Genomic DNA, 22,203 nt, shown 5'->3' with positions numbered 1-22,203 from the left:
TGATCAATCACCCTGAGCAGTCGTCCTGGCAGTTGTCTCGGTCAACCGCCCCGGTCGACTGCCCTGATCACTAGCCCCGGTCAGTTGTCCCGCCAACCAACCCGGTCGACCGTCCGGGGCAACTGCCCTGGACGACTGCCCCAGTCACACGAACTGCGCCAGCAACCCTTCCGCACTGCGCACCACAACCTGCGCCGCCGCGCGCTCCGCCAGCGCCCGGTCCGGCCGCTCCGCCTCATGACGCCATCGCATCACCGCGTCGAGACCGGCTTCGTACCTCTCGCGCGGATCCGTACCCGCCGCGAGCCCCAGCCGCTCCTCCGGCTGCGTTCCCTCCGCGCCCAGCAGCCGCACAGCTTCTTCCGCCGACTCCCCCGCCAGCGCGGTACGCCCGCCGCGAATGTCCGCGATCAGCCGCAACTCGCGAAAGTCATGCGCACCAGCCGAAAACCGCTCAACCCGCGCCGCAAGCCGATCACTGTGCGGCCGAGGCTCCGCGTTCAAGACGGTCTCCAGCCGAATCAACGCCGTCCGCGCACGCAACGCGTCCGCACGCGCGGCGAAACACCCCGCAATAGTGTCGCGAAGCTCGCCAAGACCACTACGCCGCACCAGTTCCGTCGACAGCTTCACCCGGTCGTCACAGCCCGTCCGGATCAACGTCAGCGCGAGCTTCACCCCGAACAGCCCGAAGCGCACCACCAACGACCGTCGCGTCTCGACCGACACCGGTCCCGGAAACGCCGGATCAGTAAACGAATCCACCGACAGCAGATACCGCTCCAACTCCTCACGCGGTACAGCAGCGAAGGCCGCGAGAAGCTCAAACTCGTCATCAGTAAACGCGCGCGCCCCGTACGCAAGCTGTGCCGCCACCGCGATCACGCCTTGGAATCCACTACACAGCGGATCTTCGCGCCACGCGCGCCGCGCAATCTGCTTCGCAGTCAGCAGTGCGTCAATCCGCCCCGCGCCTGTCTCGTCCGCGCGCGCAAGCACAAGGATCGTGTCGACGGCCGTCTGTCGCGCGAACGCTGAAGGTGTTGTCGGACGCAGCGTCGCCAACTGCTCGGGCTCAAGGTGGCGCAGCAGTCGTACGGATGCGTCAGTGAGCGTCGACGGATGCGGCGCGTCGAGAAACTCCAGATCCCGCAACGCCCGCGTCGGCCAATCGCCCAACGCCGCAGCCAGCGTGGACTTCCCCGTCCCCGCAGTCCCGCCGATGCTCACCCGAAGCGGCTCGTCAAGATGATCAAGCGCTTCCCCCAGCAACGCCGAAGCCCGCGGACTGTCGCGGTAGTACGCAGAAGCATCCGCCAGAAGCGCCCGAACGTCCTCAACCACGCGCGACACCACTCCTCACTCGACTCACGCCACCCGGCACAGTCCCGCACATCCTCGACTACCCGGCGACCTCCCGCTCACCGACCACCGAATCCGGCCATCACCAATCCGGCCACTAACTCCCGAAACGCCTCAACCGCCCAAGGAGGCCACGTTCCCCGCAGCCGAACCACCACACAGGAGCACCTCCCGCCTCAGCTCCGGCGACCGAAGCGTTTCAACACCGCCAACCCAAACCACAACTCGCCAACCAACCACCGAAACTGCTCCACCACGCAAACTGATGCCAGATCACCAAACCGCGTTCACCGCGGCAAAACGCCTCAGCGGACCAACTGACTCCCACGATGCGGAACCCGCTCGGCGACCACCGGCCCAAGGCTCAGATTCCGCGCCTCATCCAGCCAGCACCGAACCCCGCCGAAGACTCAGCTCACTCAACCAATCCCGAGGAAAGCCATCCGTACGACCAAAACACGCCGCATCCAGCCATCGCCACCGAAGTCACGCAGGCAGTCCCTCGAGCCCGGCCGACGCGCGAACTCCCAGTCCGCAGAGCCGCCCGCACCGCTAAAGCCCAACGATCCCCGCGAAGTCGCGCAGCCAACTCTGCAGACACCTGATTAGCCAGCATCCCGCTCGCCAGACCGCAAAGCCCTCTGCGTTACCTGAGCACGTCGCTCCTAGCCATCCCAGGCCGAGGTCACGCGGGCAACTCCCTGGGCATCCGACCAGCCAGCATTCCCACCCACCAAGCCGCTAGCGGAACACGCCGAACTCAGTCGAGGTCAAGCGAGCAACTCTTCTGGTGCCCGGCTGGCCAGCATCTCCAAGCCCCGCCCGCAAACGCCCAGCACTACCTGAACAGGCCGAGTCGGCCGAGGTCACGCAGGCAATTCCTTCGGCGTCCGATTGGCCAGCATCCCCAACTCCCCAGCCCGCTTGTGCAACCCCGCGAGCCGGTCGATCTCCCGTCGCAGCGACGCGCTGCGACGCTCCCGCTCGGCCGATCCGGCGATGATCATCTCACGTTCCCGCGTCAGCTCGTCGGCAAGACCGTCCGCGAGTTCAGTGAAGTGGTCCCGCAACCGTCGCTGCACATGGCGGATCGCGTCGCGGCATTCCTTGCTGAAGCGCAAGAACACGTCGTCGACATGCCGTTGCGCGGTCATCTTCGCCACCGCCTGCCGACGTTGCAGCCGCATGCCGCCCTCGTCGCTGATCGTCTTCGCCGCGAACGCGACGCCCGCGCCGATCGACACCGGGTTGATCAACGGCAATCCCGCCAACCCGGTCACCAGGCCGAACATCAGCACGCCACCATACGAACCGCGCAACCCGGTGAACGCCTTTTGCCCGATCTTGAACCGCTCGATCCGCGGCTGCCGAACCTCGGCGATCTGGTCCACACCGGAGTCGATCAAGGCCAGTTCCGGCAGGTCGTACTGCGCGCCGAAGCTCACCGCCACTGCCTGGGCGATCCACTCGGCGCGTTCTGCCGTGAACGTATAAGTCGTATCGACCGCTTCCGCGAGCGTGCTGTCCAGCCACGGCCCGAACTCGTCCCACACCTTCACCGGGTCCCCGCGGTCGAAGGTCTCGTCGATCGTCTCGACGATCTTCCGGGTGCGTTCGCGCAGGTCGTACTCGGCGTCGGACTGCAGGTCGGCGATTTCGTCCGACAGCAGGTTCTGCCAGCGGCTGTTGCGCCGGCGCAGCTCGTCGGCGCGACGTTGGGAGCGTTGCAACAGCGTCGTCTGGTCGACGCCTGCTTCCTGCCCCGCCGCTTCGGCCCGCGCGCGCAATGTCTCGACCAGCTCCGCTGCGGCCGCTCGCACGCTCACCGCGGCAAGCAATGCGGCCGTGCTCTCCGCCGGCCGCGACACCTGTGTCGCGATCCACGAAAGCAACTCCGGGAATCCGGACCGCGCGTTGAGGTCTTGATCGCCGCCCTTGGCCGCGGCGAAACGAACCGTCGCGGACACCGGCAGCACCGGCGAGTCGATCCCAGCCGACGACAACGCGGTCCGGTTCTGTTCGGCGACCGTGCGCCATCCAGCGCTGACATCGATCTTGGTCAGCGCGATGACCACGTGCGGACACCACGTCCGGATGTGATGCGCCAACGCCAGCTCGGCCTGATCCAGCGGAGCGGCGGCGTCGGAAACGAGAATGACCGCGTCGGCGTCCGCGAGAACGTCGAGAGCGGCAGCCGTGCGAGGCGACCTGGGGTCGCCGATCGCCGGAGTGTCGATGAGCACCAGGCCCGCGGACAGCAAATCGCGCGGGACCCCGACCTCGACCCGCCGCAGCGACCCGGCCGGCCGTGCGCCGACCTCGCCGGTCAGCTTCTCGATCTCGACCGGCATGCGTTCGTCAGCGCGTCCGACGAGCGTCGCGCCGGGTTCGGCCGCGTACGCGACTTCGATCGGCACTGCGGGTGTCGCCGCGTCGCCGACCGGGCAGACCGGCGCGTTGAGCACCGCGTTGACCAGGTAGCCCTTGCCTTGTTTGGGGAAGCCGAGCACCGCGACGCGCGTGCCTCCCGGCGGCCGGTCCTGACGCCGGCGAAGGCGCTGGGCCAAGTCTTCGCGGCCGTGCGTCCGGCAGGCGTCCGAGGTCTCGGCGAGCACTTCGAGCCAAGCTGGAGCCGTCACGGCGAACCAGTGTCCCCTGTGTACGGGGAGTATCCGAACCGGGTGGTGGCTCCGCGGTCGCACCCAGACCGCGGAGCCACTCCCGAATTACCCTTGTTCAGAGGGAAATGTGCAGCTCACCGCCGCCGTGCGAGGTCTCCGCACCGCCGTGCAGGTCAAGGCCGAGGCCCTGGTGCCCGAGGTCGGAAACCGTCGAGACGGTGTCGTGCACCATGCCGACGCCGGCGTCGGTCCCGGTGTGCGTCTCGGTCGCGGCGTCGGAACGCTCGGCGTCGCCGTGCGACATGAGCGAGTGCGCCTGCTGGGTCACACCGTTGACAGCGTGGTTCAGGCCGTCGGCGCTGAGCGTGTTGCTCAGGCTGCCGACGTTGTCGGTGACAGTCCCGACAGCGTCGCTGACGTGCCCGGCGATCCCGCCGCCAGCCTCGGTCGCGTGGTCGGCGACCTGCGCGCCGGAGTTCGCGACCGGCAGGTCACTGACGTTGACCGGCGAAGCGGCGGCGAGCTCGCCGCCGACGTGCTGCACCTGCGAGACGGCACCGTCAGCCGCGGCGGCCGCCTGCCCACTCGCCTGCGCGACGGCGCTGGAGTCCAGCCCGCTGGCCAGGTCGTTGCCCAGGGCGAGTGCACTGGTCGGGTTCTGCACCAGCGCGGTGACCGACGCGGCAGCGTTCTGCACGTCGCCGACGCCCGGCACCGAGGGCAGAGCCGGAGCGGCCGGGAGACCCGGCACAGCCGGGACCGACGGCAGCTCGCCGGCCACCGGCAGCGCCGGAACAGCGCTGGCGACGTCGCCGACACCCGGCAGCTCGCCGACACCCGGAAGGGAACCGGCACCCGGCAGCTCGCCGAGACCAGGCAGCTGGCCAACGCCCGGGAGCTCGCCCAGACCCGGCACTGCCGGCAGTTCGCCAAGGCCCGGCAGGTCACCGGCCGCGGGCAGCGCCGAAGCACCGGCCACGTCGCTGACGACGGGCAGTTCGCCGAGACCGGGCAGGTCGCCGACGGCCGGCAGCGCACCCGCGCCCGGCAGCTCGCCGAGACCGGGCAGCTCGCCCAAGCCCGGCACCGCCGGCAGCTCGCCGAGACCCGGCAGCTGAGGCGCACCCGCGGACGCGGCCGCACCGCCGAGCGAAGCGGTGAGCGCCTGCAGCTGCTCGATCGCGCCCTGCGGGCCGTCGCCGAGCGCAGTGGTCAGGTCGCCCGCCTGGGGCAGGTGACCGAGAGAGGCCAGGTGGTCCACCGGGACGTAGTCGAGCACCAGCGGCGCGACCTCGTTCACGTCGGCGGCGCTGATGTCGCCCAGCCCGGCAGCGGCCAGCGCGGCCTGCGGGTCCTGGCCGAAAGCGGCGAGCGCGGACGGGTCTTGGAGCAAGGTGAGCGTGAAGTCGTGCAGAGTCTGCACCGAATCCATTGGGGGATCTCCACTTGTCGTGATTACGGGGGAATGCCCGGCCCTCCCCGGCCGGGCGTGGCGCCCAAGGTAGGGACGGGGCACCCCTGCTCACATCGGGGTTTACACCCAGTCGCGCCTCGCTCAGCCGTTAGGGGGTCGATATGAGATCGTTAGGGAGTTAGGGGATCGGACACGCGGAACCCGGTTGGGTTAAATCCCACCCCACCCTTGCCCGTCTGACCCGAACGGGTGAGGATGCGTATCCGTTCAGTGAGTTACGCCCCTTGGCCGAACCCTGACTGCGACGAAGGGAGGAAGCGGCGGTGCCCTACGTGCTCGGCATCGACCTCGGCGCTGCCCGGACCCACGCCGCGCTCCGTCGCAGGCAAGGTGACCGGTGGGACGATCCCGAGCCGTTGTGGCTGGGCGAGACGTCTCCGGCGACCGCGACCGCACTCTTCCTCGACGACGAGGGATACCTGCTCACCGGCGATGCGGCCACACAAGCTGGTGCCGCTGTGCCGTCCCGGCTGATCACCGGCTTCCACCGCCGCGTCGGGGACGACGTGCCGGTATTCATCGGCAGCGAACCGTTCACGCCGGAATCCCTGACGACAGTCTTCGTCGAAGGCATCGCCGACGTCGCGGCCAGCCAGACCGGCGGACCGCCGCGCCAGCTCGTCGTCACCCACCCCGGTGACTGGGGCGGTTACCGCCGTGACCTCCTGCGCCAGTCGCTCGCGGAGTCCGGTTTCAACGCGGTCACCCTCGTTCCCAGTGCGGTCGCCGCGCTTTACGCACACCTCCCGGAGCCCGGCGCGGGCGACCGGACGGCCGCGGTGTGCGAGTTCGGCCCGGACGGCGTCACCGTCACTTTGGCGACCGCTTCGGGAGCCAGCGGATGGATCGCCCGGACCAGCACCGAAGGCGTCGCCCCGGGTGCCGCGATCACGACCGCGTTCGGCCTCGCACAGGCGGCGAACGTCACCCCAGAGTCGCTGGCCGGCATCGTGTTCTGCGGCGAACCGAGCCAGGGCGTCCGCCCCGGACGTTTGCCCTGCCCGTTTTTCACCGGCCCTCAACCTGCGGATACGGCCGCCATCGGCGCCGGGATCCTCGCCAGCCAGCGGACGAGGCCCCTCGCACGGCGGGAGGCCCCCGCCCCCGAAACCACCTTGCTGCCGCGAGTCGACCGAGAACCGGAACTTCCCGAGAGACCCGAGCGGCCGCCGGTGGAAATCACTCCGTTCACGCTGCCGGAGCCCGAGGGCGCTGCCAAACTGATGCGTCGCTGGCGACCACTCGCCGCCGCGGCGGCCGTGCTGGCGGTCAGCTCCTCGATCCTGATCGCGGTCCTCACGTCACACGAAGCGACCGCGGACAAGGAACCCGCTTCTCCCCGTCCCCCTGTTCTGAGTTCGTGCGCCCACCCAGCCACAGCTCCCTCCGGTGAAGGTCACTGTTGAACGCACTGCTGGCGAAAACCGGCAACGACGCCGTCCACCCCGCAGCCCGCCGCCTCCTTGAACAACTCGCCGACACCCCCGCGGCCCCAGTCCGGCTCGTTGTCGTGGCCCCGGGCGGTTACGGCAAGACTGCCTTGCTCGGTGCCCTCGACCGCAGCTACCGCGAGGCAGGCATCGAGGCCACCGTCGTCGACGACGCCGACCAGCTCGACGACGATGACTTGACCAGGCTCACCAGGCTCGCCGCCGCCAAAGAGGGACCGCTCGTGGTGGCACACCGTCCAAATCCGCGCGCGCAAGCATTACGGGCCCTCGGCGAAACGCTGCTGCTGCCGCCGCTGACCGTCGACGAAGTCGGCAAGCTCGCGAAACAACTCACCGGCCGCACCGCGGACGCCTCCGCGCTGCACGCCAGCACCGGCGGCGTCCCCCGCCTCGTAGAACGCGTTGTAACCGCCCACCTCGCCGACTTCCGCGCCGAACTGGCCGCACTCGACGACGACGTGCTCCGCTACCTCATAGCCGCCGAAGCCGGCGCGGCGCGCAACCTCGACCTGCTCTGTTCCTTGCTGGAGCGCACACCGGACGAACTTCCCGAAGTCGTCGACGGAGCTCGCGCTACCGGTCTCCTTGATGCTGAAGACATCCTCCTGCCTGCCGCCGCCGAAGCAGTGCGCGCTTATGGTCCGCCTGCCCGTCGCCTCGCGGTTTTGCAACAACTCGTGGAAGCACAGCTGACCCGCGGCCTGCCCGTACTCGATCTCGCGACCTCGCTCCTCGACGCCGGCAGCTCTGGTGCCTCCGCAGCCACCGCATTCGCAACCGCAGCAGGCGAAGCGCTCCCCACCGATCCAAAGCACGCCGCACGCCTCTTCGAAGCCGCAGCCGAAGCCGGTGCACGCGACGCCGCGACTACTACTGGCTGGGCCCGCGCCGCCGCGCTGTCCGGGGATCTGGACACCGCCCTCCGCCTAGGCGACGGCATGCTGTCCGGTGAAGACCCCGAAGCACGAGCCGCCGGCGCGGAGATCGCCGCGACAGTCTTGGCCCACCGCGGCGAACTGGCTCGAACCGCAGAGCTGTACCGCTGGGCTGCGGCCACGGATAACTGGTCTCGTCAACACGCGGCCACCACGTCGTCCAGCGCTGGCGGCAACGGCTCCATCCCGGCAGGCACCGAAAACCCCAACGCCGCAGCAACGAGCCGCCAAGACGCAAACCACCCAACGGCAGCCAACTCGACGCACTCTCAAGCCTCTGCACTCCCCCGGCGAACGAACGCCGCCGAAGCTCCGCTCGATCTCGCTTCCCCAGCACCAACCGCATACGCGCCCAACGCGAATGCTTCTTTCCCAACGTCGCCCCAACAGAATGGCGAGAGCTATCGCTGGGTGGGGCCTGGCGCGGTGGACGCGTTCGCCACGATCGCCCTCGTCGGAACCGGCCAGACCACCGACGGCCAAGCTGTCGCCACCGTCCCGATGCCGGGCGTCGCGCCGACGTTGTTCACCGGTGCCGCAGCGCGAACGGCGAGCGGGATCGTGGAATCGGTATTCGGTTGCGGGACAGAGGCGTTGCCGACGCTCGTAGGTGCTGCGGCTATGCTCGAACCAGCCGTCGGCGGCGCGCCGCTTCCGGACAGTCCGGCCGCTCTCGCCGCACTCGCCGGTCTGCATGCTGGTGAACTGGCGCTCGCAGAATCGGTGCTGGAACGAGCGCTGGCCAGCAGCGTCGGCGGCGACCTGCTCGCCACCCGGCACCGGCTGCTGCTCGGTTGGGTCGCGATGACCGGCGGCCACCTCGCCGCCGCGACTGAACACCGAGACGCCGTTGCCGGCACCAAACTCGAAGCCCGCGACGAACTGTTCTTCGCGACGCTGGAACTCGGCCTCGCCCGGCGGGCGAGTGACCTGGTCGGACTGCAACAGTCGTGGGAGCGGGCGTATCAGGCGTCCATGCGTCAGCAAGTGGACTTGTTCACGCTGTTGCCGTTGGGCGAGTTGGCAATCGCAGCAGCGCGGACCGGTGCGCACGCCAAGCTGTCCCGGCGGCTAGAGCGCGCCCACGCCATGCTGGACCGTCTCGACAATCCTCCTTTGTGGACAGTCTCGCTGTGCTGGCACGAACTGCATGCCGCAATCACCACGGAAGACCGAGCCACTGCGGAACGGCAACTGGCTGCACTGAACCGCTTCGCGGACTGCGGCCGCTATCCGGCTGCGCTCGCCCGCGCGGCTGGGTGCTGGCTTGCCGTGCTCAGCGGCACGTTCGATCCGGGCGAAATCTCCGCGGCGGCCGCAGAGCTTCACGAGCTGGACCTGTGCTGGGACGCTGCCCGCCTGGCGGGCCAAGCCGCGATTCGCACCTCGGACCGCAAGGCGATGGTCCAGCTCCTCGAAGCAGCTAGGCAGTTCCAAGGCACAACTGGACGTCTCGAGTCCTCCACCCCGACTCCAGGCGCGGCGACCGGCTTGAGCGCGCTGAGCGAACGAGAACTGGAAGTCGCGCGCCTGGTGGTCGACGGCCTGACCTACAAACAAGCTGGCAGCAAACTCTTCATCTCCGGCAAGACCGTCGAACACCACATGGCCCGCATCCGCGGCAAACTCGGTGCCGCCGACCGTCGCGAACTGCTCGCGACTCTGCGCGAACTGCTCGCCAAGCCGACCGTGCATTGACTGCTGGACGGTCTCAGTCCCGGCTGGGGCCGAAACGCTCGGTGCGGATCGACTGCGGCGAATGTCCCAGCGCAAGCATGATGTCCGCGGCAGTTTCGACGAACCCGGTCGGCCCGCAAATGTACGTAGTGGCACCGAATTCAGCTGGCCACGCGGCGGTGCTCAACGTGGCGACGTCGATGCGCCGAGGAATGCCGGAGCGACCTTCCGGAAGCTCTCGCGTGTAGACGTAAGTGATGTCCAGCCCCGCGTACGGACGGCGAAGTTCCTCGGCGTAGTACAGCTCCGCTGGGGTACGTAGCGAATAGACCAGCCGGAACAGCGCTTTGCTGCCAGCGTCGCGCCGAGCCCGGATCATCGACATCAGCGGGACAATGCCCGCACCACCGGCGACAAGCAGCACCGGAGTAGAATCGGTGGGACGCCATACGAACCAGCCGCCGATCGGCCCGCGGATCTCGACCGGGTCTCCGATCGAGTAAGGGCCGGTGAGGTGTTCGGACACTTCGCCGTCGGCTACCCGCTGCACAGTCAGTTCGATCCGGTCTCCGTTCGCCGGTGCGGCGAGCGAATAGCTGCGCTGCGCGGTGTAGCCGTCAGCCGCGGTGAGACGAACGTCGACGTGCTGTCCCGCGAGATGGCCTGGCCACCCAGGGACGTCGAAGACCAGCGTGCGCGCGGTCGGCGTCTCCTGCCGGATCTCCGCGAGCCGGGCGACGCGCCACGCTAGTCGCCCTGATACCGCTGTTCCCGCCATGGATCTCCGTAGTCGTGGTAGCCGGCCGCTTCCCAGAAGCCCGGATCGTCCTTCGTTGCGAGTCGCAGTTCGCGCACCCATTTCGCGGACTTCCAGAAATAGAGGTGCGGCACCAGCAGCCGGGCGGGACCGCCGTGTTCCGGGGTGAGCGGCTTGCCGCCGTATTCATAGGCGATCCACGCCTGCCCGCTGAGGAGGTCGGCGAGCGGAAGGTTTGTGGTGTAGCCGCCGTAGGAATGCGCCATGACGTAATCAGCGGCTGTCTCGAGGTCCCCGACGAGCGTGTCCACTGAGACGCCGCGCCAACGAGTGTCCAATTTGGACCATTGAGTGACGCAGTGGATGTCGACCGTGATCTTCTCGCTCGGCAGCGCCATCAGTTCCGGCCACGACCACGAGCGACGTTCGCCGCTTTCGGTCACCACCGTGAACTCCCATCGCTCGGTGCTCACCCGAGGGGTGGGCCCGGCCGAAAGAACCGGGAAGTCCTCGGCGAGATACTGCCCTGGCGGCAGCCGTGGGTTGGCACCACGGGCGCGTCCGGTGAAGCCTGGCGTGACGACTCCCATCGCGCTCCCTTCCGGACATACCCGACAGCTCAGCCCCTGAACGCGAGACTACCCGCGCACCTGTAACCCGAGCGACGTGACGAGCACCGCTGCCTGCTCCGGGGACACGATCGCGCCAGTCAGCGACGCACGGGTCAGGTCAAGCGACGACAGATCGCTCCCCCGCAGCTCAGCGCGTGTGACGTCGATGTCCTGCAGTTCCGCCCCGGACAGATCCACGTCGGCGAACACGGCACCCGAGCACTTCGCCTTGGTGAGGTCCGCTTCGCGCATCCGGACGCCCTGGAACGTGACTCCGCGCAGGTCGGCACCGTTCAATCCGACGAAAGACCAGTCTCCGCCCGTTACGCGCAACGGCCGCAGGTCGCAGTCCTGGAATCGGCTGCCGACCAGCTTGCATCCGGTGAATTCGGCGTCGAAGAGATTGCACCCCTTGAACGCGCATCCAGTGAACGCCGAGTCGGTGTGCCGCGAAGCGTTGAACTGGACGTTCCCGAACACACAGTCCAGGAAAGTGACACCGCGCGTAACGGCCTCGGTGAGATCAACCTGGTGGAACTCACAGCGCACGAACCGCCGCGCCGTGAACTCCTCCGCGTACCAGTCTTCCCGCCGGTAGACACGGTCCTCGACCGTCTCGATGCCGGGCGGCTCCGGCTCGTGTTCGGACATTCGCCAAGCCTAGTTCGCTCGCCTGCCGACCGGGTGCTGAACGCGACAGCAGCGTCTCGCCGCCACGGGATTTGGCTGGTGGTGGTCAGAATCACCGGAGCCGCCGCACGTGCTGTGTCGCCTGTTGCCTGGCCGGTTGCGTGATCAGCCCCTTCCGCTCCGCTACGCGGCTCATGCCACAGCGAGGAGCGGTCACCTCAGGACAGCCATACGATGGCCGGATGAGCGAAGGACGATGGTTCGATGCCTGGGTGCCCTGGCCCGAACTGTCGGGCCTGGCCGCCGCGGGCCGGGCGCTGCTGCCCGCAGTGCCCGCGACCCCGGCCGCACTCGCCCGGACTGTCACCGAGCAACTGGTGGGCCGTCGCCTTACGACAACGGTGCAAGGCCACGAAGTCGGCCTGACCCTCACCGAACTCGATTACCCGGCGGACTCGCTTCGCCTGGCCACCGGCCGGGTGGGAGACGTCCGCATTGTCGCGGAAGACGTCGACTGGCCCGTTCCGAACAGTTCGGCGGCCCCCGCTGAGCACGGCGCTGGCAGCCTTGCCGGCACTGCCGGCTCGTCTCGATACGCAGCGGCTGCAGCAGCGTCGAACGCGCGTGGTGAAACAAAGGACGCGACCACTTCGGGCTCATCCGACGCGCCTGCTGAGAAGGGCACGCGACCTCCCGCTGACGGGCCGAGCAACACGGACGGCTCGCCGGACACGGCTGATCTTGCGACTGGCCGCATCGAGCAGCTCGGCGACGACCGAACTCCCGCACGCCCATCCGGTCCACGAGAGACGACGGCATCGTCGAATTCTGTTCAGGCGCACCGTGATCGCCGAATCGCGGAAGCCACACCAGGTGCCGCAACGCGGAAGCCCACCTCGGCACCTGACGCATCAATCGCGGAACCGCGCGAATCCGAGCAACCGACTTCTCGGCAGAACTCCGGACGGCCGTCCAGCAGCCGCCAAGCCGACTCGGCACGCCGGTCGACTGCCGACGCGCCTGCACAATCAGGCGTCGACCGCATTCCGCTGCGCCGCGTAACCGTGCTCGCCAAGGACGTACGGCTTCGAGGATTGCCTTCGCCAGCTGTGATTCCCGGATCTGTCGAACTCGAGATAGAAGTGAGCGGGACTGTGGTGCGGGATCGGGTTGCCGCGGCACGTCCCGATCTGATCGCGACGCCGCATCCGGAAGGGTTCCGGGTGCGCTGGCGAAAGCATCCGCACTGGGGGTATCTAACCCTCGTCGCAGGCATCGAAGACGAAGCAATAGTGCTGACCCCGACCGCGCTCCGCCTCGGACGGTGGGCGAGGCGTCCGCCGAAGCGGATCCGGCCGATCGTGCTTCCGCTCCCGGATCTGCCGAAAGGGTTGCGGCTGACCGGAATCCGTCCGGACGAAGACGAGCTCGCGCTGACGATCGCAGCCGACGAATGGCCCGGACGGCTCGCCCGGATTCCGTTGCCGGACATGCTGACCTGGCTGACGACAGCGGCAATGACACTGACACTTCCCGGATTCGGATCACGGTCCCTCCCCTGAACCGGCAGCGGCGCCCACCGAACCCCTTGTGGGCCCGGGCAATGGACGCGGCGCTACCGTGATCCAGAGTGCTCGAACATCCGTTCGGAATCATCACTCGATCGGGGATAGATCTAAAACCGTTGGCGCACAAGGGAAACGCGAAATCAGCCCGAAATCCTGTCGGTGCGGTCGGCTAACCTCGGAATCGAGCCGTCAATTCGCTCCGAGGGGATGCCACCGATGACAGTCACCGCAGAACTGCTCCGAAGAAGCCGAAGACCCCGGTCCCATGCCGGGGCTCCGCAGGCAAGCGCGCGTTCAGAGCGACGCTTGTTCCTCCACCGGAAGGCAGACCTCGAACCGGGTGTCGCCCGGTTCCGACGTCACCTTGATGTCGCCCGAATGCCGTTCCACGACGATCCGCCACGAGATGTCCAGCCCGAGACCGGTTCCTTCGCCCACGCCCTTGGTGGTGAAGAACGGCTCGAAGATGCGCTGGCGCACCTCTTCCGGGATTCCCGGCCCGGTGTCGCCGATTTCGACGCGCACCTGCTTGCCGACCTGCCAGGTGCGCAGGGTCAGCGTTCCCTCGCCGCCCATGGCGCCCACGGCGTTGTCGATGATGTTGGTCCACACCTGGTTCAGTTCTGCCGCGTAGGCGGGAACCCGGTCGATCGAGCAGTCGTATTCCTTGACCACGCGGATTCCTTCGCCGAGCTTGCCCGACATCATCACCAGTGTGGAGTTGAGTCCTTCGTGGACGTCGATGAACTGGTGCGGCGCGCGATCCATTTGCGAGTACTGCTTCGCCGCGCCCACGAGCGTGGAGACCCGGCTGGTCGAGTCTTCGATCTCGCCCATCAGCATTTCGGTTTCGAGCGCGTACGCGAGCCAGCGGATCGCGCCGTCGAGCAACCCCTCGCCCACCGACTCGAGGACGTGGTCGAGATTCTTCGGAGTGAGCCCGGCCGCGACGAAGATGCTCGCGAGGTCCCAGCCCTGGTCGATGCCGTGGTCGTCGAGCCAGTCGCCGATCTCGTCCTCGCGGTCGGCCTGCTGCATCGCGGTGAGCTTGGGCGCGTCGCCGACCTGTTTCACCAAGCGTTCCTGCACGTCGAGCAGCAACTCGAGCAGATCCGGGTCGATGTCTTTCTTCGCCAGGATCGCCAGTTTGTGCCGCATGCCCGCGACCCGCTCCCGCAGGGCGGCGGTCGCCCGCACCGCGGCCGCGGCCGGGTTGTTGAGTTCGTGCATGAGCCCCGCGGACAGTTCGCCGAGGGCGACGAGCCGGCGCCGCGACGACACCAGCGCGTCGGTGTTGCGCCAGCCGAGGTACATCCCCTCCAGCAGGTGCGCCGCCATCGGGAACCATTGCCGGAATTCGACGGCGAACTCGGCGGCGGGAAGCGTGAGGAAAGTCAGGTCGCTGACTGCGTAGATCGTCGCACCGTAGGTGGCTTCGCTGTCCTGATAGGCCAGGAATTGCGTTGCACCGCAGTAGGAACCGCGCTGGTCGGACCGCTTCATCTCGACCTCGGCTCCGGCCACCACTCGGGTCATCCGCAGCGCGCCGTTGAGCAGGACGTAGAAGCAGGTGGCCGGATCGCCCTCGCGGATCACCACGGAGTCAGCCTTGAACTCCTCGCGCACCGCGTTCCGCTCGATCCAGTCGAGCTGCGCGTCCGAGAGATGTTCGAACAAGAACAGGCCGCGCAGTTCCTCGCGCGGCAAGGCGGGCTGAGTCACTGTTCCTCCAAGTAACGGTGGACCAGGGTCACGGCCATGGCGCCCTCGCCGACGGCGGACGCCACGCGTTTCACCGACTGCGAGCGCACGTCTCCGGCCACGAACACGCCGGGCACTGACGACTCCAGGTAATGCGGATCGCGGTCCAGCGCCCATCCCGGCGGCCTGCGTCCGTCTTCCACGAGGTCCGGGCCGGTCCGGACGAATCCGTGGGCGTCCCGGAGGACGCCTTTCCCCAGCCACTCCGTGCGAGGAGCGGCTCCGATGAAGATGAAGAGGTGTTCCGTGTCCAGTTTCTCGGTCACGCCGTCTTTGCAGACCGTGATGGACTCGAGGTGATCGTCCCCGTGAGCTTTGAGCACCGTGGTGTGCGTGCGGACGTGGACGTTCTCGATGGCCGCGATCTGCTCGATGAGGTAGTGCGACATCGAAGACTCCAGCGACGCGCCGCGCACCAGCAGCGTCACGTCGGTGGCGTGCTGAGCGAAGAACACCGCGGCCTGTCCCGCGGAGTTCGCGCCGCCGACGATGTACACGTGGTCGTTCGAGCACTCAGGCGCTTCCGTCGCCGCGGAGCCGTAGTAGACGCCGCGGCCGGTCAGCTCCTTGATTCCCTCGGCTTCCAGCGCGCGGTAATTGACGCCGCTGGAAAGGATCACGGAGTGCGCGGCGATCTCGGATCCGTCGCCGAAAGTCACGACCCGGCTCGATCCGCGCGCTTCCAGGCCCACGACATCGCGGGCCGTGAGCACTTCGGCACCAAACTTCTGCGCCTGGCGACGGGCTCGGTCCGTGAGCTGCGCGCCGGACACCCCGTCCGGGAAGCCCAGGTAGTTCTCGATCCGGGAACTGGTTCCGGCCTGGCCGCCGGTGGCCTTGCGCTCGACGAGCACGGTGCGCAGCCCCTCGGAGGCTCCGTACACCGCGGCACCGAGTCCGGCCGGGCCGCCGCCGATCACCACCAGGTCGTAAAAGTCTTGCGCCGGCTGGGTAGAAAGGCCCACCGCATCGGCGATCTCGCTTCCCGACGGCTGCTTCAGCACCGTGCCGTCCGGCGTCACGACCACCGGGATGTCGGTCTCGCACGCGCCAGCGGCTTGGAGGAGGCGGCTGGCCTCTTCGTCGTCGACCGAGTACCACCGGTACGGCACGGCGTTGCGAGCGAGGAAGTCGCGCATCCGGAACGACGGCGCCGAGTACCGGTGCCCGATCAGCTTCGTCTCCTCCACCGGGCGATCGCCGACGGCGAGCCAGGTCTCGACGAGAGAGTCGATGACCGGGTACAGCTTCTCCTCGGGCGGGTCCCAAGGCTTGAGCAGGTAGTGATCGACGTCGACCACGTTGATCGCCTGGATCGCGGCGTCGGTGTCGGCGTAGGCCGTCAGGAGCGCGCGCCGGGCGTTGGGGAAAAGGTCCATCGCCTTCTCCAGGAAGACGATGCCGTCCATGTGCGGCATGCGGTAGTCGGCGAGGATCGCTGCCACGGCGTCGCCGCGCAGCTTGATCTCGCGAAGTGCGTCGAGGGCGTCGGCACCCGAGTCGGCGCGGATGACGCGGTAGTCCTTGCCGTAGCGGCGACGCAGGTCGCGCGCCACCGACCGCGAAACGGCGGGGTCGTCGTCGACGGTCATCAGGATCGGCTGGCTCACACGGCACAGCCTACGGTGTCCCGGCGGCCCTCGTGGCAAGCAACAGAACCAGGGACCGGTGCCCGCCGCGGCCGCCACCGCGGCGGGCACCGGTTGTCCAGGTGGTGGCTACGGATAGCGCACCAGGTTCGCCGGTTTCGTGCCCGCCGGGGTCGTTGCGCCGACGTCGTTGATCACGTGGGTGATCGTTCCCTGGTCGTTGAGCGAAACCGTCACCATGTCGTGGAACCGCACGTTCGGGGCAGCAGGGGCGGCGAAGGCGTGCGAGCAGGCCACCGACGGGTTCGTGCTGAAGAAGCAGTAGCTGCCCAGGCCCCAGGCCTCGTGGCTGGTCACGTCCGAGGCGACCTGGTAGGCGGGGTAGCCCTCCGCCTCGCCGTTCATCCAACTGGCCTGGTCGGGGACGTCGTAGGGCATCTCGTTCTGGAAGAAGTAGGTGCGTCCGCCGTTTCCGTTCCAGGCCACCTGAGCCTTCTGGAAGTGCTCGACAAACAACCCGTAGACCGTCACGTCGTTGCCGTTCACAACCAGGCCGGTGTCGGCGGCGTTGGAGTTCCAGCCGACGTGGCTGTCGTCAGCGCCGTGGTCGGCTCGCCAGAGCCACAGGTGGTCGCCGATCACGTTGTTGCTGTTGACGACGAGGCTGGTGCGCGCTTTGCCGGCGGCGGCACCACCGACGCGGAAGAACACGTCGTGCAGCGAGGTCGGGTTCGCCGAATGGTCCGCGTCCGACCCGGGGCCGCCGACCTCCATGAGCATGGCCGACGAGGTCGTCCCGGCGTCGATCAGCAGGCCGGCGATCTTCACCCCGTCCACGTCGTCGACCTTTATGGCGGTGATCCCGCCGTCCGGCACCAAAGTCGCGATGCCGAGACCGAGGACGACGGTGTCCTGGCGAGTCACGTGCAGCGGCTGATCAAGGTGGTAGACGCCTGGGGTGATCAGCAGGTTCTTGCCCGCCGTGAGCGCCGCGTTCATCTCGGCCGCGGCAGCGCCGGGCTGCACGATGAAGAACTGGTCGATCGGCAACGAAACGCCTGGTGCGCTGTCATGTTCCCAGGTGACCCCGGAGGTGCTGTTCCGCAGTGCGGGCACGAACACTCGGTAGTGCCCGGCCTCGTCGACCTGAAGGCATGGCTTTTCGCGCACGATCGGGGTCTGGTCGACCGTCGTGTAGGGCGGGTCCGGGAAGGTGCCGGCGGGTGCGCCGTCCACTCCGACGAACACCATGTTCCAAGTGGACCCGCTCCAGCTGCCGAACCGCGAATCGCGCGAGATCCATTGCTGTTGCGACCCGGAACGGACCTGGCCGTCGATCTTCGTGTCCGAGATCCAGCCGCCGCTCGACCAGCCGCCGCCGTGGTCGAGGCGGAGGTCGCCGCGGACGTGCATCCGCCGGTACGGGCTCGCCTGCGAGACGGCCCACTGATCCGAGCCCCCGATGGGGTTCACTGACAGGTTTTCCGCGCCGCGCCAGAAGTTCTGGGTCGCATTGTTAGGGGGAAACCAGTCCGCTTCGACGTGCACCGCGCCGTCGATTGTCACGGCGTCGGGTGTGCTGCCCAGTCCGAGGATTTGGGTGTAGAAGCCGACGTTCACGTCGTTGGCGTACGTGCCCGGCTTGAACAGCACCGCGTAGCGCTGGCAACCGAACTGGTTCTTCTCCTGCTCCGCGAAGATCGCGTCCAGCTTGCGCTGGATGCTCGCGCTCGGCATCGACGGATCGAAAACGACGACGTTCGGCCCCAGGTCCACTTGTCCCGGCGGCGGAGAAGTAGTGCCACCCACGGAGATCAGTGTGAACGACCGGTTGGCGGCGTCCTGACGGCCGGGCCGCTGCGGCTTCGCGCGGTCGGCAGCCGGTCCGCCCGGACGCGGTTCGCGGTCTCGGCCGGAGTCAAGATCGACAACCGCCGCGGCTGGATGCGCTGGCCATCGCGGGTCGACCTCGGGGAACGGCAATCGCGACGAGACTGCGGCGCGGCACGTTCCCGGAGCGTTCTTGTCCCTCGGAACAGGAAGCTGGGACCGCTGGGTGGTCGTCTCGGCATCGCCCTCGCGGGTGAGGTGAAAGTGCCAATCGTGCGCGTTTGTTCCGGTGCTGATGTACGTGCGGGCCAGTGGGACGGGCCTGGCAGGCGACTGAGCGGCGGCTCTTTGAGCGTTCGCTGCCGTGGTTTGACCGGGCCGCGCTTCAGCGGTTGCAGTGAGGGGTTGATGGGGCAGCGCGCCGCCGTCCCTCGCGGGGAGGTAGCCCGCCGGGTTCGGAGGTGTCGGCAGCAGTGCAGCCACTCTCCGTGATTCGGGACCCATCGCCACCTCCTTGCCGAGACGGGGCCATCGGGCGACCTCGGCCGGGGGATGCGGTCCGCCGCATGGCTGGGGTCGGCTCGAACGGCGCGACTGCGGAGGAATGTAATCGCGGGCACACCTGCACTCAACGCAAACCTGAAGAAAAGTCAGGAAGGGCAGTCGACCTGCACTAATGAGCCCCGAGAGGAAGAGGACGGTGCGGGCTTGACCAGCTTCACGCGGCTTTCGGCCGCGCTTGCGGCGGGTATCCGACCCCCTGCCGAAGGCCTCGGACTCGGGGTGTACTGTATGTCCATACGAGATGCGGAGTTCACCTCTGCTTCGGGGCTATGGCGCAGCTGGTAGCGCACCTCACTGGCAGTGAGGGGGTCAGGGGTTCGAGTCCCCTTAGCTCCACACATAGTTGGCCCGTGCCCGCCAAGGGTGCGGGCCATTTGTGTTTCGCCAGCATATTGGGGTGTGCAATCCCCCAGCCCTGTTCGGAGTGTGCCTCGCGCCCGCGCCTGGTCGCGTTGGTCTTGTTCGCTCGGGTTCAGGCGTTGGGCAGGGCGATTCCTAGGGGCGTTGTCCGGCAAACGGGCGCGTTGCGGATATCTACGATGCTGATTCCGTTCCAGTGGTCGTCGCGGGTGAAGCCGCTTGTTGTGTATGCGGTGTGGCCGTTGCTGCTACGGCTTCGTGGGAGCAGGATGCTGTCCTTGATGATCGCGGTGCCGTGTTGGCGGGTGTCGGCCGTCATTGGTTCGGTGGTGGTGTGGCTGGACTTGGGGTCTACAACCAGGAGTCGGTCGCTTTCGAAGGGCAGCAACGGGGCACCGTCGAAGGGCGTGCGGCTGCGTAGTGCGGTTTGAGCCAGGAACTCTAGTTCCGGCCGGGTTTACGAAGATGCTGCGGGCGCTCCAGTCGCAGGTGTTGACGACGGTGACGTTGAAAGGTCGGGTGTCGGCTGGTGTGCCGGCGGCTGCGGCGGGCGATGTCGATCGCCTCTAGGACGCCGTTCCGGTTGGGGACGTCCGGGGTAGAGCGATGCTCATGCCGCCGCTGCGGTATTCGTCGGTGCGTGTCGGTGCGGTAAGAGATCAGGGCGGTGTGTCGCTGAGTTGCGGTGTCGGCGGCTACGTCTCTGCGATGGGTGCTCAGGCGGTTCCGTCGGAGCCTAGAGCGATTTCGTAGGGTGCTGTGCCGACTTGGGCCTAAGGGGGTTCCGGTGCGGAGCGATGGGCCGCCGAAAGTGACCGTGTGGCAACGAAGTCGGCGACCAGAAGGCCCGGCGCGGGACGCTTCTCAGGTGGAGGAGTCGGCGTGTGGGGGCTTGAGTGCGCTGCCAGCGTTAGTGCCGTCGCGGCGAATCCTGGTGCGGTGAGAAGGAAATGTCGGCACCGCAAGGGGATCTTTTCGCGGACTGGCCTTTTCAGCGCAGGGTATCCCTCGTTCGGTGGCTCAGGCGTCGACGGACAGGACGGGTCTGGCTGGCGCGACGCACCGGCACCGAGGTCATCCGGACGGGCGGCCTCGATGACGGGAGAGGCTATTCAACCGGCTGGGTTACGGGGCGCGGTTCGCGATGGGCGGTGACGTTTGCCTGGGGTTTTCACACTCGGCGCGAGGGCAGGAACCGGGCGGCTGGCATTTCGATGGAGCGGTGCCGCAGGTTTGGGCACAATCGCCGTCGCGGGAGCGGCGAGTACCGCGATTTCCGGGTCGGCGCGCGGCACGGAAAGCGCGCTGCTTCGACGGGATTTTCGGGTCGGCGCGCGGCACGGACAGGGTGAGTGGCGGGTACCTGTGGGTCAGGTGGACCGGGTAGATCGCCGAGGTCCGGCTTGACCGCTCCCGAATAACCTTTGACAGGCTGATCCGGTCGTTCGTGCGCGTTATCAAGAGCACCACGGCGATCGCCAGCGGCAGTGTCCGGAGCATCGCGTTGTCCTGGGAGGTGAAACGCTGATGCGGGTCGGGACCAGGTGAACACCGGTGCATGCACCGAGACCGAGCGCGATATAGCGGTGCGCGGCTTGCGTGCGCACGAGCGAGATGAGCTGACGATGCAGAACTCCTTGCCTGGCTTGATGCGCCCGCATGTGCGGCGTGCCGGAGATCTAGCAGAGGGAACGCGCGGACAGCAGGATCATGCTGAAGCAGACGACGGCCAGCAGAACCGGCGGTGCCAGGGTTTCCGAAGCAGCAACGGGATCGACGCAGCGACCCAGCGACGCGGCAACGCGGCAACGCGGCAACGCGGCAACGCGGCAGGAGACGATGATCTGGATCTATAGCGTCCAGGTGACCCCGGCCATGCCGATCCGCAGCCGCTGGAAGAAGTTCCAGATCGCCGAGGTCCAGCTTCGGGCAGAAGCGATAGAGGAGACCTGCAGTCCTACGTTGGTCATCAGGTACGCGATCGGAGTGACCACCTACAGCAGGGGCAACAGCCGGTACAGGGAGGCACCCGGTCCTTCCCGCTGTCGCATGCGTGACAGCCACGCCGCTGGTCATCAGGAAAGTGCGCACCCCGAGGGAGCCGAGGGGTTCAACGCTGAGCCGGAAGTCCTCGACCGCCTGCTCCACGAGCCGGTCGGTGAGCGCCCGATGGTGGTGCGCCAGCGTGGAGTACGCGGCCGAACAGGACGAGGCAGGACGGCCAGCGCAGCAGTTTGGTTCAGCCGGGGAAGTCCGCGGATTCCACGTTCGGTCCGTACAGGGCGGCCTTGATCGCTTCCAGCAGTTCCTCGAGGCTGAGCTGAGCGACGCCGTCCGGACTCGTGAGCGTCCAGGTGTCGGTCCAGGTGACCGCGTACACCTCGTGCCGGTAGTTCTCGAACTCCGCGAACAGGTCGTCCCGGCCCTCGCCGCGGGTCACCACGCCGACTAGCCCCTTGACTCCGGAGAAGCCGCGTTGTCCTTCCAGCGAACCGTCGTCTCCGCGGTAGCGGAACTTCAAGTACGGGGACGGCGGACGGTCCCAGCTGGTGCCGCGGATGCCGTTGCCGCGGGTGTAGCGGAACTGGGCTTCCGGGAGGGGTTCGTCGCCGGCTACCTCGCAGCGGTAGATCGGGACGAGCGACCGGACCGCCTCATGCTTTTCGGCGTCGTCTGGGAAGAGGCGGTGCACGTTCGGGCTGGCCGTGGCGACGGCGTCGAAGCCGAAGCCTGCGTGGGAGAAGCCTTCGGCAAGCGTGATCGGGTGGTCGGTGGTCAGTTCGGCGCTGTGCGAGCGAGCGAAGGACAGCAGGGCGACGGCCAAGCCTTCGTCGTACGAATCCAGCGCGTATGCCTGGAACGCGCGCTCGCCGTCGTCGTACAGGGCGGCGCTGTAGTCGAAGCCGGGCACCTTCGCCCAGTGCCAGGCGTCGGCGAGGTCGCCGAGGGCGGCGGCGTTGGGCATCGCCGCGTACGTCTCGCGCAGGTCCATTGTCCGTCTCCCGGTATCGCC

At 67.8% G+C, this 22,203-nt stretch carries 15 protein-coding genes and 1 tRNA gene; 4 read left to right on the top strand and 12 right to left on the bottom strand.

What is annotated here, in order from left to right; all coding sequences use genetic code 11:
• Positions 1-144 precede the first annotated feature (144 nt).
• The 3 genes from ACFORO_RS04575 to ACFORO_RS04565 form a co-directional block, all read right to left on the bottom strand.
• On the bottom strand, positions 145-1,344 hold the full coding sequence (locus ACFORO_RS04575) for a GTPase (RefSeq protein WP_377869619.1): 1,200 nt from the start codon (positions 1,342-1,344) through the stop codon (positions 145-147).
• An 884-nt stretch (positions 1,345-2,228) separates the two neighbouring features.
• Positions 2,229-4,001: a dynamin family protein gene (locus ACFORO_RS04570; protein ID WP_354746463.1), complete on the bottom strand. Its 1,773-nt coding sequence runs from the start codon at positions 3,999-4,001 to the stop codon at positions 2,229-2,231.
• Positions 4,002-4,098: 97 nt separating this feature from the next.
• Positions 4,099-5,415 carry an IniB N-terminal domain-containing protein gene (locus tag ACFORO_RS04565; protein ID WP_377869618.1) on the bottom strand — a complete coding sequence of 439 codons (1,317 nt, stop codon included), beginning with the start codon at positions 5,413-5,415 and terminating at the stop codon, positions 4,099-4,101.
• 305 nt (positions 5,416-5,720) lie between these two features.
• Between ACFORO_RS04565 and ACFORO_RS04560 the strand changes: the two genes are divergently transcribed.
• Complete coding sequence (locus ACFORO_RS04560; RefSeq protein ID WP_377869617.1) at positions 5,721-6,863, top strand: molecular chaperone DnaK; 1,143 nt, start codon at positions 5,721-5,723, stop codon at positions 6,861-6,863.
• A complete protein-coding gene (locus tag ACFORO_RS04555) occupies positions 6,860-9,541 on the top strand; it encodes a LuxR C-terminal-related transcriptional regulator (RefSeq protein WP_377869616.1) in 2,682 nt (893 codons plus the stop codon). Before ACFORO_RS04560 ends, ACFORO_RS04555 begins: the two co-directional genes overlap by 4 nt.
• Before the next feature lie 13 nt (positions 9,542-9,554).
• On the opposite strand, the gene ACFORO_RS04550 is transcribed toward ACFORO_RS04555, so the two are convergent.
• Genes ACFORO_RS04550 through ACFORO_RS04540 form a run of 3 tightly spaced genes read right to left on the bottom strand, consistent with a single transcriptional unit; the run spans position 9,555 to position 11,539 of the window.
• On the bottom strand, positions 9,555-10,298 hold the full coding sequence (locus tag ACFORO_RS04550) for a ferredoxin reductase (protein WP_377869614.1): 744 nt from the start codon (positions 10,296-10,298) through the stop codon (positions 9,555-9,557).
• Positions 10,268-10,867 carry a sulfite oxidase-like oxidoreductase gene (locus ACFORO_RS04545; RefSeq protein ID WP_377869613.1) on the bottom strand — a complete coding sequence of 200 codons (600 nt, stop codon included), beginning with the start codon at positions 10,865-10,867 and terminating at the stop codon, positions 10,268-10,270. The genes ACFORO_RS04550 and ACFORO_RS04545 overlap by 31 nt, the downstream gene beginning before the upstream one ends.
• Before the next feature lie 48 nt (positions 10,868-10,915).
• Complete coding sequence (locus ACFORO_RS04540; RefSeq protein ID WP_377869612.1) at positions 10,916-11,539, bottom strand: pentapeptide repeat-containing protein; 624 nt, start codon at positions 11,537-11,539, stop codon at positions 10,916-10,918.
• A gap of 1,121 nt (positions 11,540-12,660) precedes the next feature.
• Between ACFORO_RS04540 and ACFORO_RS04535 the strand changes: the two genes are divergently transcribed.
• Positions 12,661-13,080 carry a DUF2993 domain-containing protein gene (locus ACFORO_RS04535; protein ID WP_377869611.1) on the top strand — a complete coding sequence of 140 codons (420 nt, stop codon included), beginning with the start codon at positions 12,661-12,663 and terminating at the stop codon, positions 13,078-13,080.
• 300 nt (positions 13,081-13,380) lie between these two features.
• Here the strand turns inward: ACFORO_RS04535 and ACFORO_RS04530 are convergent, their stop codons facing one another.
• The 3 genes from ACFORO_RS04530 to ACFORO_RS04520 form a co-directional block, all read right to left on the bottom strand.
• Complete coding sequence (locus ACFORO_RS04530) at positions 13,381-14,808, bottom strand: ATP-binding protein (RefSeq protein WP_354746448.1); 1,428 nt, start codon at positions 14,806-14,808, stop codon at positions 13,381-13,383.
• Positions 14,805-16,457 carry an FAD-dependent oxidoreductase gene (locus ACFORO_RS04525; RefSeq protein ID WP_377869610.1) on the bottom strand — a complete coding sequence of 551 codons (1,653 nt, stop codon included), beginning with the start codon at positions 16,455-16,457 and terminating at the stop codon, positions 14,805-14,807. Before ACFORO_RS04525 ends, ACFORO_RS04530 begins: the two co-directional genes overlap by 4 nt.
• A 108-nt stretch (positions 16,458-16,565) precedes the next feature.
• Positions 16,566-18,173, bottom strand: coding sequence for a coagulation factor 5/8 type domain-containing protein (locus tag ACFORO_RS04520; RefSeq protein ID WP_377869646.1), 1,608 nt, complete (start codon positions 18,171-18,173; stop codon positions 16,566-16,568).
• Positions 18,174-19,093: 920 nt separating this feature from the next.
• Here ACFORO_RS04520 and ACFORO_RS04515 point away from each other — a divergent pair.
• A tRNA-Ala gene (locus tag ACFORO_RS04515) sits at positions 19,094-19,166 on the top strand.
• Positions 19,167-19,302: 136 nt separating this feature from the next.
• Here ACFORO_RS04515 and ACFORO_RS04510 read toward each other — a convergent pair.
• The 3 genes from ACFORO_RS04510 to ACFORO_RS04500 all read right to left on the bottom strand — a co-directional run bounded on the left by ACFORO_RS04510 (position 19,303) and on the right by ACFORO_RS04500 (position 22,182).
• Positions 19,303-19,578, bottom strand: a complete 276-nt coding sequence (locus ACFORO_RS04510) for a hypothetical protein (protein ID WP_377869609.1) — start codon at positions 19,576-19,578, stop codon at positions 19,303-19,305.
• A 1,462-nt stretch (positions 19,579-21,040) separates the two neighbouring features.
• Positions 21,041-21,184 (bottom strand): hypothetical protein, encoded by a 144-nt coding sequence (locus tag ACFORO_RS04505; protein WP_354746442.1) that lies wholly within the window; start codon positions 21,182-21,184, stop codon positions 21,041-21,043.
• Between the two features lie 245 nt (positions 21,185-21,429).
• On the bottom strand, positions 21,430-22,182 hold the full coding sequence (locus ACFORO_RS04500; RefSeq protein WP_377869608.1) for a hypothetical protein: 753 nt from the start codon (positions 22,180-22,182) through the stop codon (positions 21,430-21,432).
• Positions 22,183-22,203: the final 21 nt, after the last annotated feature.

It is taken from the genome of Amycolatopsis halotolerans (genome assembly GCF_042647905.1).
In the GTDB taxonomy this organism is placed as follows: domain Bacteria; phylum Actinomycetota; class Actinomycetes; order Mycobacteriales; family Pseudonocardiaceae; genus Amycolatopsis; species Amycolatopsis halotolerans.
The sequence above is the reverse complement of the archived record's forward strand: the minus strand, read 5'-3'. Positions and strand labels throughout refer to the sequence as shown.